This is a genomic window from Aneurinibacillus thermoaerophilus (assembly GCF_019603355.1).
GTDB classification, from domain to species: Bacteria; Bacillota; Bacilli; order Aneurinibacillales; family Aneurinibacillaceae; genus Aneurinibacillus; species Aneurinibacillus thermoaerophilus.
This window is the reverse complement of record NZ_CP080764.1, coordinates 2,666,259-2,684,502: the sequence shown is the minus strand read 5'-3', so window position 1 is coordinate 2,684,502 and position 18,244 is coordinate 2,666,259. Positions and strand designations below refer to the sequence as shown.

Sequence of the window (18,244 nt, the reverse complement as noted above, 5' to 3'; positions counted from 1 at the left end):
TGCATACATAATTTAATTGTATAAGAAATGAAGCCATAAGCGAAGAATTTTTTTTTCGGCTTCGAATCATGAAAGAACGGGAATACGATAAGCCACGTTTGTATGATAGTCTGTTGTTTGTTGAATAAATATACCTATAATAAGAGTATGGAGAAAGCAAAATATTACAGCTATTGGAGATGTTATCGAGTCATGGAACAAAACAAAAAATTCCGCGTAGAAAAAGATTTTCTTGGCGAAAAAGAAGTGCCGATTGACGCATATTATGGCGTTCAGACAATGCGTGCAGTAGAGAATTTCCCGATTACCGGATACCGTATTCACGAATCGCTAATCATAGCAATGGCGATGGTCAAAAAGGCAGCCGCGCTTGCCAATATGGAGACTGGACAGTTAAATCCACGCCTTGGTAATGCTATCGTACAGGCGGCGCAAGAAATTATTGACGGAAAGATGCACGATCAATTTATCGTCGATCCGATTCAGGGCGGTGCCGGGACATCCATTAACATGAATACGAATGAAGTGATTGCAAACCGCGCGTTGGAGCTTCTCGGACAGAAGAAAGGCGATTATTTCCAATTAAGTCCAAATACGCATGTTAATATGGCGCAGTCCACCAACGACGCGTTCCCAACTGCCATTCACATTGCAACGCTTTCTATGCTGGAAAAATTGCTGGTTACGATGCAAGAGCTGCACGATGCATTCGGGAAAAAAGCGAAAGAGTTTGACCATATAGTAAAAATGGGACGCACGCATCTTCAGGATGCAGTGCCGATTCGCCTCGGCCAGGAATTTGAAGCGTACCGCCGGGTGCTAGAAAGAGACATGAAACGGATTAAGCAGTCCCGCCAGCATCTGTATGAGGTAAACATGGGTGCCACGGCGGTGGGGACAGGCTTAAACGCTGATCCACGCTATATTAAGAGTGTGGTGAAACGCCTTTCGGAAATTAGCGGTTTCCCGCTTGTAGGTGCAGAACATCTTGTCGACGCGACCCAGAATACGGACGCGTACACAGAAGTATCGGCTGCGCTAAAAGTGTGCATGATGAATATGTCTAAAGTTGCGAACGATCTGCGCTTGATGGCTTCTGGCCCGCGTGTTGGCTTAGGAGAGATTTCGCTTCCGGCTCGTCAGCCTGGCTCTTCCATCATGCCAGGTAAGGTGAACCCTGTAATGGCTGAAGTAATTAATCAAATTGCGTTCCAAGTTATTGGTAATGATCATACGATTTGTCTTGCTTCCGAAGCTGGCCAGCTTGAATTGAATGTAATGGAACCGGTGCTTGTCTTTAATTTATTACAGTCCATCAGTATTATGAACAACGGTTTCCGCGTGTTCCGTCAATATTGCGTGGAAGGTATCATGGCCAATGAAGACAGGCTGAAAGAATACGTGGAGAAGAGCGTAGGCGTGATCACCGCGGTCAACCCACACCTTGGTTATGAGACGGCAGCTCGCATTGCACGTGAGGCGATTTTGACAGGCAAATCGGTTCGCGAATTATGCCTGTATTACAATGTACTAACGGAAGAGGAACTGGACTTGATTCTTGATCCGTATGAAATGACCAACCCGGGTATTGCGGGCGCATCGCTTTTGTTTAAAGAGTAGCGGTGTTTATGAAGAGGGGCCTTTACGCCCTTCTTTTTTATTTTTATTACTTACCTTAGTGGTTGTTAGCACAAATCGAAAAAGACGATTACCGGGGTTTTCCCAGTTAGGACAAAAATACGTCAATTGTCTCCCGCTTTACCAATATGTTTGCTTCATAAAAAGAAATCCAGAACAAACAATAACAATACTTCAAGCAGGAGGTGAAATACCATGGCACAGGGCAGAAGCAACAAATTGCTTGTTCCTCAGGCGGCGCAATTGCTTGATCAGTACAAATACGAAATTGCTTCAGAGTTTGGTGTAAAGCTCGGAGCGGATACGTATGCCCGTTCTAACGGTTCCGTAGGTGGCGAAATTACAAAACGTTTGGTGCAGATGGCGCAGCAACAGCTAAGCGGTAAGTAGTCAATCGAATAAAACCCGGCTTCCGTGGAAGAGCCGGGTTTATATATGAATATGATAAGATAGGTCATGTTACATATATTAAGTTATACAAGGATTGGTGTGCGCAGGTGCCTGAGCACTTGTTTCACTGCCGCTTCTCCTTGGTCGATGCAGTCCGGAAGTCCGATGCCGTAATACGGCGCTCCAGCGAGGAATATACCGGGAAGATGTCGTTTGAGTTCATCGCTCAACTTTTCAATGCGGTATTTGTGACCGACAATATACTGTGGCATCGCCTGTTTCCAGCGTGTAATGTGGTAGAACTCAGGTGTTTCATTGATTTCCAAAATTCTCCGTAAATCGTGCAACACCGCCCTGATAATTTCTTCATCCGATTTGTATACGATACTGTCGTCCCCCGCGCGGCCGACGTAGCAGCGCAACAGCGCTTTGCCTTCAGGTGTCGTGTGCGGCCATTTTTTGTGCGTCCATGTACAGGCGGTAATCGTATAGTGGGCATTCCTTGATACAACAAAACCAGTACCGTCGATATTCTGTTTAATGGCTGCTTTCGGAAACGCAAGCGCTATGGTGGCGACAGACGTAGTCGGAATATCGGCAAGTAGACGCATGCATTCATATTCTGTGAACATACGTAAAGTCGCTTGTGGGGGTGTTGTCACGACAACGCTGTCAGCATACACGGCGGAGCCATCGCCGATATACAGTTTATAGCCTTGGCCTGTTTTTGTTACCTTTTGCACAGGTGCATGTTTGCGTACACAAGCTGGGTCCAGATTTTTTTCGATGGCTGCAACGAGTGATTGTAGGCCCGTTGTCAGTGTTAAAAATGCGCTTGGCGCTTTTTTATTGCCTGCTGATTTCGGTTGTTTTGGCGTTGTGGAGCGCATACCGAGAATTAGACTGCGGTATTTTTGCTCCACCTGATGGAATTGTGGAAATGTGGACATCAGACTTAGCTGATCGATATCCCCCGCATAAATGCCAGACAAAAGCGGTTCAATTAAATTTTCCACTACTTCATCGCCAAGCCGGTGGCGGAAGAACTCTCCTAGGGAGCGATCGTTATCGTGCTGGGGGCTGCGCGGCAATACCAGATCAAGCGCAGCCCGCAATTTACCGGCCGGCGAAAACAGCGAAGTGGTGATAAACGGAGTTAGTTTTGTCGGAATGCCCATAATGGCTCCGCCCGGAATCGGATATAATTTGTCATTATTTAGTACATAGGCTTGCCCGGTGTAGTTACGTACGAGCTTGTCCTCAAGCCCGACTTCTTTCACAAGCCGGGATGCGCTCGTTTTGCGAGCAAGAAACGAATCCGGTCCGCGTTCGATAACAAAACCGTTCGTATAATCCGTTTGTATTTTTCCGCCCAAACGATCGGACGCTTCAAGTAGTACGTATTCAATCGGTAATCCTTGTTCGCGAATCGTTTTTTGCAGGTAGTAGGCGGTTGTCAGCCCGGTGATGCCGCCGCCGACAATCGCGACTTTCAGCGTGTCTGTGCTCATCATTCATCACTTTCTTTCATTAGTAACTTCTTTAATACGGCGGAAGTCAATGCTTCGATAAATTTATCGTGGGTGTTGGGCATCGGTGGGCGGTAGTAATGAATACCGAGCGCTTCCGCTAGACGCCTACATTCATAATCGTTATCATAGAGCACTTCAAGATGATCGGCTACAAATCCGATCGGACAGAACACCATGGAGGTATACCCTTGTTTGGACAATTCACGGATTTTGTCCAGCACATCGGGACCTAACCAAGGCTCCGGTGTGCGACCTGCGCTTTGCCATGCGGTCGTGTAGCAGGATACCCCGGCCTTTTCTGCAATCATTCGCGCATTTTCCTCAATTTGTTCCGGATACGGATCGTTCATTTGTTTGATTTTTTCTGGCAAACTGTGGGCGGAGAAAATTACAATCGTTCTGTTACGTTCCGTTTCTGGAATCCGGTTGAACGTTTCATGTAGCTGATCGGCCCAATATTCGATAAAGGCGGGTTCTTTGTACCAGCTGTCTATGGAATAGATCTCCAGTCCGTCATATTTTTTGCTTTCTTCATGTGCGCGCATATTATAGGATTTCGCGTTGAATGTAGAGTAGTGGGGCGCAAGCACGATGCTGACCGCTTTTGTGATGCCGTCCTTATGCATTTGCTGTACGGCGTTTTCGATAAAAGGCGATACATGCTTAAAGCCCAGGTAAGCTTTAAATACAATTTTATTTTGTACCCGGTTTAATGCCTCTTGCAGTTTGGCCGTCTGTTCTTCCGTAATGTGGGCAAGAGGAGAAATGCCACCGATTTTTTCATAGCGTTTCATTAAATCCTGTAGCAGTTCTGGCGGCGGTTTGTGTCCGCGCCGGATATGGGTATAATAAGGCTCGATTTCTTCAGCGTTTCTTGGCGTTCCGTACGCCATAACAAGAAGTCCCATGGTTTGTGTAATCATCATCTATAACCTCGTTTTTGGTTAGTTTCAAAGGGAGCGCTTTATCCTGGACGAATACTCGTGGACGAATGCTGTTAAGCGTTGCAGAGTTTCCACTTTTACCTGCGGGTAGACGCCGTGTCCGAGGTTAAAGATAAAGCCGGGGTTTTCCATGCCTTGCTCCAAAATTGCTTTTGTTTTCTTTTCTAACACTGGCCAATCTGCAAGCAGAAGTCCAGGGTCGAGATTACCCTGCACCGTTTTGGTGATGCCTTGCTGGCGCGCAGCCTTGATGCTTGTTCTCCAATCTAGGCCGATTACATCAAGTGGGAGTTTATTCCATTCCTGTAGCAGATGTCCCGCGCCAACGCCAAACATGATTTTGGGCACATTTTCCTCGGCAAGCTTCGCGAGAATGCGCTGCATAATCGGAGCGACGAATGTGGCGTAATCTTGCGCGTTCAACGTGCCGACCCAGGAGTCGAAAATTTGCACCGCTTGCGCGCCTGCTTGAATTTGCGCTTGGAGATATGTAATCGTCATTTCTCCGAGCTTATCCATTAGCAGGTGCCAAGCTTCCGGGTTGGAATGCATGAATGCCTTGGTTTTATAGTAGTTGCGTGATGGCCCACCTTCAATTAAATAGCTGGCAAGGGTAAACGGCGCTCCTGCAAAACCGATAAGGGGAACGGAGAGTTGTTCGCGCAGCAGTTTAATCGTATCGAGAATATACGGGATATCTTCTGCCGGATTGAGCGGTTTTAGTTTTTCGACATCTTCTTTACAGGCAATTGGATTGTCGATAACCGGACCGATGCTTGATTTGATTTCAACGTTGATCCCCATCGAAGGTATCGGTGTCATAATGTCTGCAAATAAAATGGCCGCGTCTACATCCAGCTGCTTAACGGGCAGCATGGTAACTTCCGCGCATACTTCCGGACGGTGCGTAATTTCAAACAATGAATATTTTTCACGGATTTTCCGGTATTCAGGCTGGTAGCGCCCAGCTTGTCTCATATACCATACAGGTGTATGGCTGTGTTCTTCCCCGCGACAGGCTTTTAAAAAATTATGATTAAAAGGTTTTGTGTTCATTTTCCCACACCTTTCTTTTCCGTAAACATAGAAACAACAAAAAACTTTCCAATTGTACGATAGCACATATTACTATAGAAAAAATAAGTAATTATTGTGACAAATACTCTTCCAATGTGTAGCCAGCGCGTTTGTTCTTGTTCCTGTTTAAATGTCGCAAAATAAATAACCTCTTTTCCCATTACTTTGTTTCATAATTCTAGGCATAAAAATGGAGCATAAATTCTAACATTTTATGCTCTTCTTCATTACTCGTAATATGAATGTACCATGATCTTAACATATTCTTCTTTTCCAGTTCAATTTTATAATTGCTTTTGATGTTTGGACATATTCCCATCCCAAAATGCGAGTTATATAGAAAAGTCCTTGCAATATAAAAGATTGGTGCTATACCCTTCGGCCAGGAACAGCAAGCCGGTCAGGGCAAAGGAAAGAAAATAAATCATGAGTCAGCTGGATTTAATCCTCGCAAAGCGCAGACAGAGGCAGCGGGCCTGGAGCGCGATGGCTCTGGCCCAGGGCCCGGATTTGCTTTTGCTTGACGAGCCGACGACATATCTAGATATGACACATCAGCTTGAAGTGCTGGAACTTTTGAAATCTTTAAATCGCGCGGATGTATTGCCGTTACGCTTGCGGTGCTGTCGGTTCGTCGCCGGATTTGGCGTTTGGAGCGATAATCAGGTATTTGTTTTTTAATACCGGAACAATATCAAACACATTCAGTTGTCCGCAGTATAGCACATCGTCGGTTCCATGTTGCTGGGCCAACCTTTTTCCGTTCGATGTCTCAAGTAAAAGGTTGGGCAATTCGTTTTTAAGATGCAAGTAGCTTGCTTCTAGTGCTTTGCCAAGGTCGCGCACTTTTATTGCAGGCTGCAGTTGCTGTGCGCGGTGGATCATAAGCCCGGCCGCTAGCCCATCTTCCAAAGCGAATTCATGGCGCGTGCCTGCGCAGTACAGCGTAATGTCAAGCTGTCGTTTGAGCGCTTCACGGATGCATGCTTCCGCGTTCAAAAAACAGCCGATAAGTACGTGCGCGGCACGGGCGGCTTTGCTGATTGCAATCGTTCCGTCAGTGGTTGTAAGCACAAGCTGTTTACCGTTCTGACGGGTAATGCTAAACGCGACGGGGGAATTGCTATATTCAAATTCCGCCACTTTTTTCCCATGCCTTTCTCCGGCGCATACTACATTTTGTGAACGCAAGGCCTGCGCCTGCCCAATGGTTTCCACTGGAAGGACGGAGGCAAAACCGCTGCTAAGCGCGGCCACAATCGTGCTAGCCGCTTTTAATACGTCGATAACAATAACCGTTCGCCCCGTTATATGTTCCTGCCGAATTTCTTCCATTGTTTGTACGACATCAATTTTCATTGCTTTTCTTTTCCTCTTTTCCCATGGATTTTCTGCCTTCATACTATGCCGGACAAAATATAGGAGTTCCCCTGCGTATGACGACTATTCACCGCCATACATGCATACGTTGAAAAGAGAGGAGGGAGGTCTATTGCTGGAAAAAGCAATTATCGGCATGGCATCGCTGCGTCTTTTGTCCGGTTCGCTGGAAATTTTGGCGGCATTGTTAATTATTAAAGTGAACGAAGTGGAGAAAGCTTTGCTTGTGAATTCCGGCTTGGCGCTGGTCGGTCCGTTTGTGTTGCTATTGACAACTACGATCGGGCTTGCCGGAATGGCGGATCGGGTAAGTCTGGCAAAGATTTTTTGGATTTTCCTAGGGTTAGCTTGCATTTTTATCGGAGCGCGCAAATAGGGAGGGGGATGTTTATGAGATATGTGGTGCGTAGAGGAGATACGCTACGGAAAATTGCAAACCGCCTAGGAATCGGCGTTACCGTCTTGCTTGGTGCCAATCCGGCATTGGAACGGAGGGGATACCTGATCCCCGGGCAGGTGCTTACCGTTCCGGAAACTGCGACAAAGTACGAAGTGCAACCCGGTGATACTCTTTATTTTATTACACAAATATTTGGCTTATCACTAGGGGACTTGCAGGCTGCAAACCCATCCCTGGAGCGAGAAGAGGTGCTTAAGCCGGGGGATGTGCTCGTAATCCCGAATCCCCGGAGCGAGGAAATTGTACGGACAAATGAAGAGTATACGCCTGAGGATGTGGTACGAGATGCGGAAGCTTTGCGGGACAAATACCCATGTTTGAAAACCCATATTATCGGGCGTTCGGTGATGGGCAAGCCGATTTGCGCGCTCCAGCTTGGAAGTGGGGAAAAGGAGGTATTTTACAGCGGTGCATGGCACGCCAATGAGTGGATTACGGCGACTGTTCTCATGAAGTTCGTAGAGGACACAGCGCGGGCATATGCGCGAAAAGAATATTTACGCGGCTACGATGTGATGGATTTGCTGCACAGGTTTACCATTTGGATCGTTCCGATGGTGAACCCGGACGGGGTAGAATTGTCGTTGCTTGGGATTGATCCTTCACATCCGCATTATCAGGAAGTGCTGGCGATCAACAACGGCTCTCACAACTTTGTGGGCTGGACGGCCAACGTTCGCGGGGTGGATTTAAACCATCAGTGGCCGGCATTATGGGAAGAGGAAGCGAAAACAAGTCCCAAGGCGCCTGCACCCCGTCATTACGGAGGGCCTTATCCGCTGTCGGAGCCGGAAGCGCGCGCGGTGTACGAATTTACAAAAAGCCGCGATTTTCTGGGGGTACTGGCCTACCATTCGCAAGGGCAGGTCATTTTCTGGGGGTTTCAGCATTTGGAGCCGCCGGGCAGCGAAGAAATTGTACGGCGGATGCAGGTGGTGAGCACGTATACACCAGTGCATACAGCGGATAGTTTTGCTGGGTACAAAGACTGGTTCATCCAGCAGTACCGTCGTCCGGGTTACACAGTCGAAGTCGGCGTCGGTGTAAATCCCGTACCGCTTGAACAATTCGACTTGATTTATAACCAGAACCAAGCGATTCTGCTGGAAGCACCTTTGTTGTTTGAATGCTACGGTTAATGGAGCATATCCCAGATCTGTTTTCCAATAAGCAGGGCTGTTATGCTGATAAACAGAGGTTTGACGTAAGCAGCTCCTTTGCGGATGGCGACCTGTGTCCCGACAAGTGCACCAGCAATCATTGCAAGCCCCATCGGAATGCCATATTGGTAATTCACGGAACCGAGTACCATAAAGGTAACCAAGCCGGCGATATTGCTGGCGAAGTTTAGCACTTTAGCGTTGCCTGCCGCGCCGACAAAATCGAACCCCATCAGCAAAAATGAAAATAGCAAAAACGATCCGGTTCCAGGACCGAAGAAACCGTCATAGAACCCGATGACAAACGCAGTTATAATCGCGAATAGGGCGAGGCCTTTGGTAAGACCTTTGTATGTAGATTCTGTGCCCCAATTTTTCTTAAAGAGTGTATAAATGGAGACAAGAATCAAGAGAATGATCACAAGCGGTTTTAGAAATTCAGGCGGAATTTTTGTGACCGTATAGGCGCCGAGCGCTGAGCCGACGAGCGAAAGCGGAAACAGCCAGGCGACAAGCTTTATGTTTACTTTTCCCGATCGGATGAAAGAAAGGGTGCTTGTGCATGAAGACATGGTACTCGCGAGCTTATTGGTGCCGAGTACGACGGTGGATGGAAGCCCGGTCAATAGCAGTGCCGGGATCGAAATCAATCCGCCGCCGCCGACCACGGAGTCGATAAACGACGCCAGAAAACCGGCTGCCATAATAAACAGCAGCATTTCCACACTAACCTGTTCCATAAAACATCCTCCAGACTATAAACAAAAATAAAAACAAAAATCTATACACTACTATACTATAAATTCCAAACAATTTATGAAAAAAAAGCAAAAGGTATGATAAAAGCGGTTGTTAGATAAGAAAGATTGTTCTTTCTTTTTGTAATTATTTATCTTTTGCAAAAGAAAATATTTATTTTTGATGTCATATAGAGTATAATAAAATTTTAGTTATGCTGAGTAAACGGTAAACGAAGATGTCACCGAAGATGTAGGGGGAGTATATGGAACAGCAAGCAATTTACGCAATCGTAATTTTTCTAGTGACATATGCGTTGATTATTTCTGAGAAAATTCATCGCACCATTGTCGCCATGCTTGGCGCTATTATGATGATCATATTTGGAATTGTCGATCAGGAAACAGCACTACATCATGTTGATTTCAATACGCTTGGCTTACTGACCGGGATGATGATTATTGTCACGATTACGGCGCAGACCGGGCTGTTTAAGTACATTGCTATCTGGGCTGCAAAAAAAGCGAAAGGGGATCCCGTACGCATTCTTGTAGCTCTGGGGCTGATTACCGCCATTGCTTCTGCTTTTCTTGATAACGTGACAACCGTTCTGTTGATGGTGCCTGTTACGTTTAGTATTACCCGACAGCTGCGTGTCCCCCCGATTCCATACCTGTTGACGCAAGTGTTAGCATCCAACATTGGGGGAACGGCGACCCTGATTGGAGATCCGCCGAACATTATGATCGGCAGTGCTGTGAAAGAGCTTACATTTATGGCGTTTATTATGAATCTAACTCCGGTTGTACTCGTTATTTTGTTTGCTACAGTAGGAATTCTTGCGCTTTGGTACCGAAGGCAATTAAAGACAACGCCAGAATTAAAGCAGGAACTGATGGAGATGAATGCGAAAGACGAACTAGCCGATCCGGTGTTGCTTAAAAAGTGTCTGGCTGTTCTCGCTTTAACGATCGGGGGCTTCTTTGTCCATCAGTCGTTTCACCTTGAGTCGGCAACTGTCGCGCTTACCGGCGCGTTTCTTCTGCTTTTGATTACAGGGGAGCACTATTTGGAAGATGCGCTTACCCGTGTGGAGTGGACGACGATTTTCTTTTTTGTTGGATTGTTTGTGCTTGTGTCTGGACTTGTGGAAACGGGCGTTATCGCCAAATTGGCGCAGGAAGCCATCGCGCTTACTGGCGGAGACATCACGGCTACGGCGATGCTCATTCTTTGGATGAGCGCCATTGCTTCTGCATTTGTGGATAATATCCCATTTGTTGCTACCATGATTCCAATGATTCAGGAGATGGGGAAAATGGGCCTTACAGATTTGGAGCCGTTGTGGTGGTCATTGGCGCTTGGTGCGTGCCTAGGCGGGAACGGGACGCTCATTGGCGCTAGCGCCAATGTGATTGTCGCCGGTATGGCGAGCAAAGAAGGACATCATATTTCGTTCGTGAAATTTTTGCTGGTCGGCTTTCCGCTCATGATTCTTTCCATCATTATTTCCACGGTGTATGTATACGTCCGTTATTTAATGTAAGATGGGGGTTAACGAATGGTTCGCTATGAGTATGATAAGGAAGGTCTTGATATTCAGGAGCACAAGAACGGGAATGACAAAGAATTTGTCATTAAGATAAAAAATCCTGCCCAATACTTGCAGGCCTTGCGCAAAGTACGGGCGTATTTTTCTAATGACACCGTGCATACGGATGTGTTATTTTATACGCATCGGAACAATGAGTATCACGTTATTGTCCGTGCGGATTACTACGTTATCTTTTTGTTAAGTTTGTTCAAATACCGGATTTTGTCCCGATTGGAATGGGAATAGTAAATACGGGGACGCGCCTGCGGCTTTTGTCCGCAGGCGTTTTTATTTTATAATAAAAAACATGTTTCTTGACTAAAGTAAGTACTATATTTTAGAGTAGTATTTAGATAACAATAGGAAAGGCAGGAAGAAACAGTGAATGAAGTGATAAAAACGTTGACCAACCACCGTTCGATTCGCAGTTATACGAACGAGCCGGTTACAGATGAGCAACTTGACGCTATTATACAGGCAGTACAGGCAGCCCCTTCATCCATTAATGGCCAGCAGGTTACTGTGATTTGCGTAAAAGATCCGGCGAAGAAGAAAAAAATTGCTGAGCTGGTTGGCAATCAGCTCTGGGTTGATCAAGCGCCTGTATTTCTCTTGTTCTGCGCTGATTTCTACCGCGCCAAAATCGCAGCTGAATTGAATGGCGAAGAGCTTGTTATTACAGACAGCATTGAATCGGTTATTGTAGGCGCCTCCGACGTAGGGATTGCCATGGGTAACGCCATTGCTGCCGCTGAGTCCATGGGGCTTGGCATCGTGCCGATCGGCGGTGCGCGCCGAAATCCGCAGGAGTTGATAGAATTGCTTGATATTCCGGAATACGTATTTCCGGTAGCCGGTCTCGTGGTCGGGCATCCGGCCGATCCTTCCGCGCTGAAACCGCGTTTGCCACGCGAAGCGGTATACCATCAAGAAAAATATAATCGAGATTTGCGCGGTTTAATCGAGCAATACGATGAGCAAATGTCCAAATATATGAGCGAGCGGACAGGGGGACAGGAGACGCGCAATTGGTCGCAGACCGTCTCCGCGTTCTACAAGCAAATTTACTATCCTAAAGTACGCCCTATGCTCGATCGGCAAGGCTTTAAGTACGAATAATAATTTAAAAAACTCGCGAGGCTGCCCTGTCTTGGTTGGGGAAAGGCAGGAACAGCCCGCGAGTTTTTTAGTTGAGCAGATAACGGATAATATAGTTTGTAATGTTTGGAACGATTTCAAATGAAAATTTCATTTCTGCTCGTTCGTATTTTTTATGGGCATCGTATCCGTATGGCCCGACATTGATAACAGGAACGTTCAGTTCTCGGATCGCTTTGTAGTCGACCGTGTATTTTTGTCCAAAGGCGGGATTGTTAGCCGCTTCGTACCGAATGCTTTCTTCGTCATCGCTTAGCGCCACAAAGCTCATATCAGAAATGAACGGGAAGAAATGGCGGATACGAATCGGATACGGATAGTACGGCTGCACATATTCGATTGCGCGCGCAAGCGCCGCGCTCAAATTGCGTTCGTTTTCTGTCTTGTCGGTTAATTCTACGCGTGGCGAGTAGAGGGACGAATAAAATACAATAATGGCCGGACTTTTATCTTTCATCCATTTCCAAGCTTCTTCAACGACGCGTGCCGCGTACATTCGACTGTCCAGGCTTGTATCGGAAAGCAACTGTTCCTTATAGGCGGTCATATGGTGAATATATTTGTCTCCCCATTCGTTTTTCAACATATCGTTCATTTCTTCATATGTATACACACGGCTTGTCCACGGAATTTCTTTGTATGGCTCCCCGCTACGCTTGCAGTATGCTTTATAACGTTCCGCAAACAGGCGTAGCGCGTTATCAAACGCGATTTTGGCCTGTTCTTTTAGTTTTTTCAGGACATCTTTTGGCGACCAAGAATATATGAGAAAGTTGTAATATACATAAGCGGCTAGCGCAGTTTGAACCGTGTAAGAAGGTTTTAAATCCATTTGTTTTAAGGAAACGGGCGGCGCAGGGATTTCGCCGTGCGCTTCATCGCACAATTCCGGATTATAGGCGATTTGCCTTGTCAACTCCGAAGCGATGAAGTTTGGATCCAATCCCTCAAAGCAGGCTCCAACGTGTGTTTCTGCTCCCGTAATGAAGAAAGAAGGAAGCAGCTTTCCTACAGTGCCTTTGTATACATACCTGGTTTCATCTCCTTCGGAACGTGAGGACACAAAATCGGAGTTGATAGCTGCTATGTATTCGAATCCGTATTTTTCCCTCCATTCCTTTAGGTTTCTTAGTGCAGACAGTATACCGTGTGAACTGTCTTCCTCATCACATTCTGCGATCAGCACCAGATTTCCCGCCAGTTCCTCTGGATGTTCTGCATAATAACGAAGCAGGTATAGGTTGCTTGCGACTCCGCTTTTCATATCGAGTACACCGCGACCGAACAACCATTCACCCGATTCTAGTTGTTCTTTGACTATGGGAGGAAGAGTTTCATTTCGGAGCGCTTGCATGAGTTTATCCGGCTGAAAGGCTTTGTTTTTGAGCGAACCGAAGTCATCGATGCCGACCGTATCGAAATGTCCCATCAAAATTACGGTGCGTGGGCTTTCTGTTTTTGTGCCCCGCACGCAAGCTAGCACATTGGAACGTTTGCTTGTGTCATGAACCGTAGGCGCACAGATGACTTGTTCTGGATGATGTCTGAAGTAAGGCCAAGCTTTAATCATGTTATATAGTTGCTCCGCAAGCACTTGCTCTCCTTCCGTATTTACAATGCTTTCAGTACGTACCAGTTCTTTTGTTAAAGAAAGTATGTCTTCGTAGCAGGATAGCATAAAACATATTCACTCCTTCTTATCGAAATCATTCAATCTTTCATTATATTGATACTTTTTTGCGCTTTATTGAAGAGTAAAAAGAATAATAATTTAAAAAAATCATTTTTTTGTACATAGTGTATAAAATATAACTATATTTTTTGTGTATTTTGATTATATTAAAATGGACAAAAAATTTATAATATAAAAAAAACTGAATGAAAAATTAAATTAAAGGTAATAAAGAGGGGGAAATATGAAGAGGCTAACGAGTATTTTAATGACTTGCGCTTTATTATGTTTTCTAGTATTAACGGGTTGCAACTCTTCGCAAGGAGCAAAAGAAACGGCTTCCAATCAATCTACGGGAGAGAATAAGGCGCAGGGGACAAAAATGAAATTGGTGGAAGAAGGAACATTAGTTTTTGCTTCCAGCGGTTTATACAAACCGTTTAACTTTAAGAAAGACGGTCAGTTAACGGGATTTGACGTAGACATTGGCAATGAGCTTGCAAAGCGTATGGGCCTTAAGCCGAAAGCGGTTACAAATCCTTGGGAAACGATCATTCAGGGATTAAAAGGAAATAAGTATGACGCAATTATCGGCAGTATGTCCATTACTCCGGAGCGCGCCGCACAGGTTGATTTTACAGACCCATATTACATATCGGGCGCTCAAATTTTCGTAGCCGAATCAAATAATACTATTAAATCAAAAGAAGATTTGAAAGATAAGGTAATCGGGGTTGTGCAGTCAAGCACTTTTAAGGTTTTGGCCGAAAAGTATACGAAAAAAATCAAAAGTTTTCCGAGCGATGTGTATGCATTGCAAGATTTGCCACCAGGCCGTCTTGATGCTGTGATTACCGATAAAATGGTAGGAATCAACGCGATGAATGAGCAGCATCTAAAAATTAAGCCTGTCGGTGAACTTTTGTACGAAGATAAAATCGGCATGGCTGTTAACAAGGGAAATACAGAGTTGCTCAAACAGATGAACAAAGCGTTGGCTGATATGATCGCGGACGGAACATACGAAAAAATCAGCATGAAGTGGTTTAACCGCAATATTTTAAAATAAGCAGGGAACGTTGCGCCGTTTGCCTGCGCATCTTTTTTCTAACAGGAAAGGAGAAGGTAAATGGGGGACTTTATCAATAATATTGCTCAAATTTTTCAGGTGCATGGCCTCGCTTTTTTAAAGGCCTCCTGGGTGACGATAGAGATTACGGCGGTTTCCCTGGTATTCGCTACTATTATTGGACTTGTCTTCGCATTTTTTAAGATTTCTAGCAGCAAGCTTTTACAGCGAATCGCGGATGTATATATTACGCTTATTCGAGGAACGCCGCTTATTGTTCAGTTGATGTTCTTATATTACGGAATTTCAAGCATTGTAACGCTAAGCGACTTTACTGCAGGAGCTCTTGCGCTTGGCATTCACTCTGGAGCCTATATTGCTGAAATTTTTCGCGGGGCCATTCAATCCATCGATAGAGGACAAATGGAGGCGGCGCGTTCATTAGGAATGCCGTATGCGCTGGCAATGCGACGCATTATTTTTCCACAAGCACTGAAACGGGCGATCCCTCCGCTTGGAAACCAATTTATTATCGGGTTAAAAGATTCATCGCTTGTCGCTTATATTGCTGTTACCGAATTGTTTAATACTGCGCTTTCAGCCCAAGGAGAAAATTACATGCCATTTGAAACGTATTTTGTGGTTGGGATTTATTATCTTGTTCTTGTACTTATTTTTACTATTATTTTAAATAAAGTAGAAGAAAAGTTAGATGTTGGAAAAGGAAAAAGTAAAAGGGCGCAGCGTGAGGTGAGAGCAGCATGATTCAAGTAAAAAATTTAACAAAATCATTCGATGGACAACAGGTCTTGAAAAATATAAATTTAGATATTCAAAAAAGTGAAGTTGTAGTATTAATAGGTGCGAGCGGTTCGGGAAAAAGTACGCTTTTGCGCTGTTTGAATTTTTTGGAAGTTGCCGATTCGGGCGAGATCTGGATTGATGGGGAATATATTGATCCTAAGAAGACAAATCTCAACAAAGTAAGAGAGGAAGTGGGAATGGTATTTCAGCATTTTAATCTATTTCCGCACATGTCTGTTATTGAGAATATCATCGAAGCCCCGGTTCATGTAAAAAAGAAACGCAAAACGGAAGCAAAGCAAAAAGCAATGGAACTACTCGGTAAGGTAGGGCTTGGCGATAAAGCGGATGCCTATCCGGAACAGCTTTCCGGTGGTCAGAAGCAACGCGTTGCTATCGCAAGGGCGCTGGCCATGGAACCTAAGGTGATGCTTTTCGACGAGCCGACTTCTGCGCTTGATCCTGAACTGGTCGGTGAGGTTCTTCAAGTTATGAAAGAATTAGCGAAAGATGGCATGACCATGGTTGTTGTAACCCATGAAATGGGCTTTGCCAGGGAGGTAGCAGACAGAGTCATTATGCTGGCAGACGGTCATATTATTGAAGAGGGGCATCCCGCGCAAATTTTCACATCACCGAAGCATGAGCGAACGCAAAAATTCCTAAAGCAAATCGTTTAAAGAGTAAAGCATCGGCCGCATGATCGGTGTTTTTAGTAAAGGGTGCAAACTTTCTAATACAAGGAAATAGCTCGCGGAGCTTGCCTGCAAGTTTTGCTTATGGGAGAGTGGCTTTTATGAAGCAAGATTTCGCGCGGATGGTGTTGACGGATGATGCGGCCTGTACACTGGGGGACACGGTAAGGCAGATCATTGTCGTTACTGTTCCCGATTGGAACAGCCGTTGCGCCCGCTTGCGGACGTTCGAAAAAATAGCAGCAGGCAAGTGGATGCCAGCGCTCGCACCTATGGCGGCGGTAGTAGGCAAGTATGGGTTTGCGCTTCCCGAACAAAAAAAAGAGGGAGATTGCAAAACTCCGGCCGGAATTTACAAAATTGGCACCGCATTTGGTACAGCGGCAAGGCCGCGCGGTCTAAAAATGCCGTACCGCCCTGTTACCAGACGGGATTACTGGGTGGATGACAAGACCTCTCCCGAATACAATACGTGGGTACATTACGAAGGAAACCCGGCAAAAAGATGGAAGTCGTTTGAACGACTAGCAATACCGCTTTATAAATACGCGCTTGTTATTCGATACAACGATGACCCTATCATGCCGGGAAAAGGGAGCGCGATTTTTATGCATATTTGGCGCGGGCCATCCAGCTATACGGCGGGTTGCGTGGCCCTTGCCAGAGCGAATTTGCTCGCGGTTCTCAAATGGCTTGACCCGGATAAAAGTCCGGTTATTATTCAGGGAACGGAGCCATTCATCTTTTCTCTGCTCAAAAGAAGACACGGGACGCAATGTTAAGCGTCCCGCGTCTTCTTGTTGTTTTTTCCCATGATAAAAATCATCAGCAGTGTACCGGCGCCTATATATCCGAACAACGGATACAAGCGGTGTACGAGAGAGGAAAAGCCGAACTGACTAATGACGTAACAAATCGCGAGCAAACCGATGATGATGAAGCGTCTATCCTTTCCGAAAGCGGAATGAACTTGCAATTGACGCGTGACACCGAAGACGTTTCCGACCAAAGTTGTGAAGATCTCAGCTAGAATGATGGCGCTGAACATCCACTGCATAAGCGGTCCAAACGATGAAACAACCATCGCCATCGGCACTTCCGCGCCAGAAACTTCTTCGCTATGGACAAGAAGCGTGTAGTTGCTCAGCAAGAGCAGCAGGCCAAGCCCGGCCCCCCCAATGATGCTTCCTCCGATTAGCACATTCCGGTCTCGTATTTCACCCCCAATCGGTACGAGTACGACAAGCGCGAGCGAAATGTTGAAGGCGACGTATAAAAAAGGTGACAGAATCCAAAGGGGAGTGGTCGAAACCGTGGGAGAATCCGAAAAATAGTTTTCGGCAAGAAAAGTATGGGCGCCAATGAGACCCGTAAAACTAATCATAAGCGGTACGACAAACGAATTAACGGTCATAACCGCTCCTATACCGCGGGAGGTTACAATGTATACGAACATCGCCGTAACTAAAATACCGATCTGGTAGAATCTTCCGAACTGCTGCTCGAACAGGGCACCGGTTCCGGCCAGCATCACTCCGGTAATACAGATTAGGGTTACCAGCATAAATCCGTTAACCCAGTTGCCAATTCGTTCACCGAACATGTAGTGGTTGAATTGATGATAGGAAGATGCTTCGATTTTTTGTGCGAGCAGCATGACTTTCGCCCCCGCTAAAGTAAACAGAAAAATGCTAATAGCGATGATAATGGTGCTTTTGCTGCCGAATCGTGTAATGAATTGGAAAATTTCCTGCCCGCTTGCGAATCCGGCGCCGACAATTGTTCCGATATACGTAAAACCGACTTGTATCATCGCTTTCCCTTTGTTTTTATTTGTTTTCGCGATTCACCACCTCTTTTCGCTTCAATTTCTCTACTATCCTATGAAACGGCCCGTCCCAATAGAATGTCTTATCAACGATTAGTAAAAAAA

At 45.7% G+C, this 18,244-nt stretch carries 18 protein-coding genes and 1 pseudogene; 12 read left to right on the top strand and 7 right to left on the bottom strand.

All coding sequences use genetic code 11. The annotated features are described in order from the left end of the window. Positions 1-192: 192 nt before the first annotated feature. Complete coding sequence (gene aspA, locus K3F53_RS13930; protein WP_057898006.1) at positions 193-1,620, top strand: aspartate ammonia-lyase; 1,428 nt, start codon at positions 193-195, stop codon at positions 1,618-1,620. A 213-nt stretch (positions 1,621-1,833) separates the two neighbouring features. Next, entirely contained in the window at positions 1,834-2,028 is a 195-nt protein-coding gene (locus tag K3F53_RS13925) for an alpha/beta-type small acid-soluble spore protein (RefSeq protein WP_057898007.1), read from the top strand. An 83-nt stretch (positions 2,029-2,111) separates the two neighbouring features. Here K3F53_RS13925 and hemY read toward each other — a convergent pair whose 3' ends face one another. Genes hemY through hemE form a run of 3 tightly spaced genes read right to left on the bottom strand, consistent with a single transcriptional unit; the run spans position 2,112 to position 5,560 of the window. Next, positions 2,112-3,539, bottom strand: coding sequence for a protoporphyrinogen oxidase (gene hemY / locus K3F53_RS13920; RefSeq protein WP_057900244.1), 1,428 nt, complete (start codon positions 3,537-3,539; stop codon positions 2,112-2,114). Then, positions 3,539-4,483 carry a ferrochelatase gene (hemH, locus tag K3F53_RS13915; RefSeq protein ID WP_057900245.1) on the bottom strand — a complete coding sequence of 315 codons (945 nt, stop codon included), beginning with the start codon at positions 4,481-4,483 and terminating at the stop codon, positions 3,539-3,541. Before hemH ends, hemY begins: the two co-directional genes overlap by 1 nt. Before the next feature lie 27 nt (positions 4,484-4,510). Then, on the bottom strand, positions 4,511-5,560 hold the full coding sequence (gene hemE / locus K3F53_RS13910) for a uroporphyrinogen decarboxylase (RefSeq protein ID WP_057898008.1): 1,050 nt from the start codon (positions 5,558-5,560) through the stop codon (positions 4,511-4,513). Between the two features lie 483 nt (positions 5,561-6,043). Here hemE and fecE point away from each other — a divergent pair. Beyond that, a pseudogene (fecE, locus tag K3F53_RS13905) lies at positions 6,044-6,175 on the top strand (Fe(3+) dicitrate ABC transporter ATP-binding protein FecE); the annotation flags it as partial. Positions 6,176-6,190: 15 nt separating this feature from the next. Here the strand turns inward: fecE and K3F53_RS13900 are convergent. Further along, on the bottom strand, positions 6,191-6,940 hold the full coding sequence (locus K3F53_RS13900; protein ID WP_057900246.1) for a 2-phosphosulfolactate phosphatase: 750 nt from the start codon (positions 6,938-6,940) through the stop codon (positions 6,191-6,193). A gap of 133 nt (positions 6,941-7,073) precedes the next feature. Here K3F53_RS13900 and K3F53_RS13895 point away from each other — a divergent pair, with 133 nt between their 5' ends. Next, positions 7,074-7,337 (top strand): YqhV family protein, encoded by a 264-nt coding sequence (locus tag K3F53_RS13895; protein ID WP_057898010.1) that lies wholly within the window; start codon positions 7,074-7,076, stop codon positions 7,335-7,337. Positions 7,338-7,351: 14 nt separating this feature from the next. Beyond that, positions 7,352-8,560, top strand: coding sequence for a M14 family zinc carboxypeptidase (locus tag K3F53_RS13890; RefSeq protein ID WP_236781969.1), 1,209 nt, complete (start codon positions 7,352-7,354; stop codon positions 8,558-8,560). On the opposite strand, the gene K3F53_RS13885 is transcribed toward K3F53_RS13890, so the two are convergent. Continuing rightward, positions 8,557-9,321, bottom strand: a complete 765-nt coding sequence (locus K3F53_RS13885; RefSeq protein ID WP_091260903.1) for a TSUP family transporter — start codon at positions 9,319-9,321, stop codon at positions 8,557-8,559. The two genes, K3F53_RS13890 and K3F53_RS13885, sit on opposite strands and share 4 nt — an antisense overlap. Before the next feature lie 263 nt (positions 9,322-9,584). Between K3F53_RS13885 and K3F53_RS13880 the strand changes: the two genes are divergently transcribed. The 3 genes from K3F53_RS13880 (at position 9,585) to K3F53_RS13870 (ending at position 12,032) form a co-directional block, all read left to right on the top strand. Continuing rightward, entirely contained in the window at positions 9,585-10,865 is a 1,281-nt protein-coding gene (locus K3F53_RS13880) for an ArsB/NhaD family transporter (RefSeq protein WP_057898013.1), read from the top strand. 15 nt (positions 10,866-10,880) lie between these two features. Continuing rightward, a complete protein-coding gene (locus K3F53_RS13875; RefSeq protein ID WP_057898014.1) occupies positions 10,881-11,159 on the top strand; it encodes a hypothetical protein in 279 nt (92 codons plus the stop codon). 135 nt (positions 11,160-11,294) lie between these two features. After that, positions 11,295-12,032, top strand: a complete 738-nt coding sequence (locus K3F53_RS13870; protein WP_057898015.1) for an NADPH-dependent oxidoreductase — start codon at positions 11,295-11,297, stop codon at positions 12,030-12,032. Between the two features lie 67 nt (positions 12,033-12,099). On the opposite strand, the gene K3F53_RS13865 is transcribed toward K3F53_RS13870, so the two are convergent. Then, positions 12,100-13,749 carry a M20/M25/M40 family metallo-hydrolase gene (locus tag K3F53_RS13865; protein ID WP_057898016.1) on the bottom strand — a complete coding sequence of 550 codons (1,650 nt, stop codon included), beginning with the start codon at positions 13,747-13,749 and terminating at the stop codon, positions 12,100-12,102. Positions 13,750-13,987: 238 nt separating this feature from the next. Between K3F53_RS13865 and K3F53_RS13860 the strand changes: the two genes are divergently transcribed. From K3F53_RS13860 to K3F53_RS13845, 4 genes are all read left to right on the top strand, one after another. Continuing rightward, entirely contained in the window at positions 13,988-14,812 is an 825-nt protein-coding gene (locus K3F53_RS13860; protein ID WP_057898017.1) for an ABC transporter substrate-binding protein, read from the top strand. A gap of 60 nt (positions 14,813-14,872) precedes the next feature. Beyond that, positions 14,873-15,577, top strand: coding sequence for an amino acid ABC transporter permease (locus tag K3F53_RS13855; protein ID WP_057898018.1), 705 nt, complete (start codon positions 14,873-14,875; stop codon positions 15,575-15,577). Then, positions 15,574-16,296: an amino acid ABC transporter ATP-binding protein gene (locus tag K3F53_RS13850; RefSeq protein ID WP_057898019.1), complete on the top strand. Its 723-nt coding sequence runs from the start codon at positions 15,574-15,576 to the stop codon at positions 16,294-16,296. Before K3F53_RS13855 ends, K3F53_RS13850 begins: the two co-directional genes overlap by 4 nt. Before the next feature lie 116 nt (positions 16,297-16,412). After that, positions 16,413-17,093 carry a L,D-transpeptidase family protein gene (locus tag K3F53_RS13845; RefSeq protein WP_236781970.1) on the top strand — a complete coding sequence of 227 codons (681 nt, stop codon included), beginning with the start codon at positions 16,413-16,415 and terminating at the stop codon, positions 17,091-17,093. Here the strand turns inward: K3F53_RS13845 and K3F53_RS13840 are convergent. Next, a complete protein-coding gene (locus K3F53_RS13840; RefSeq protein WP_057898020.1) occupies positions 17,090-18,124 on the bottom strand; it encodes a YkvI family membrane protein in 1,035 nt (344 codons plus the stop codon). The two genes, K3F53_RS13845 and K3F53_RS13840, sit on opposite strands and share 4 nt — an antisense overlap. Between the last annotated feature and the right edge of the window lie 120 nt (positions 18,125-18,244).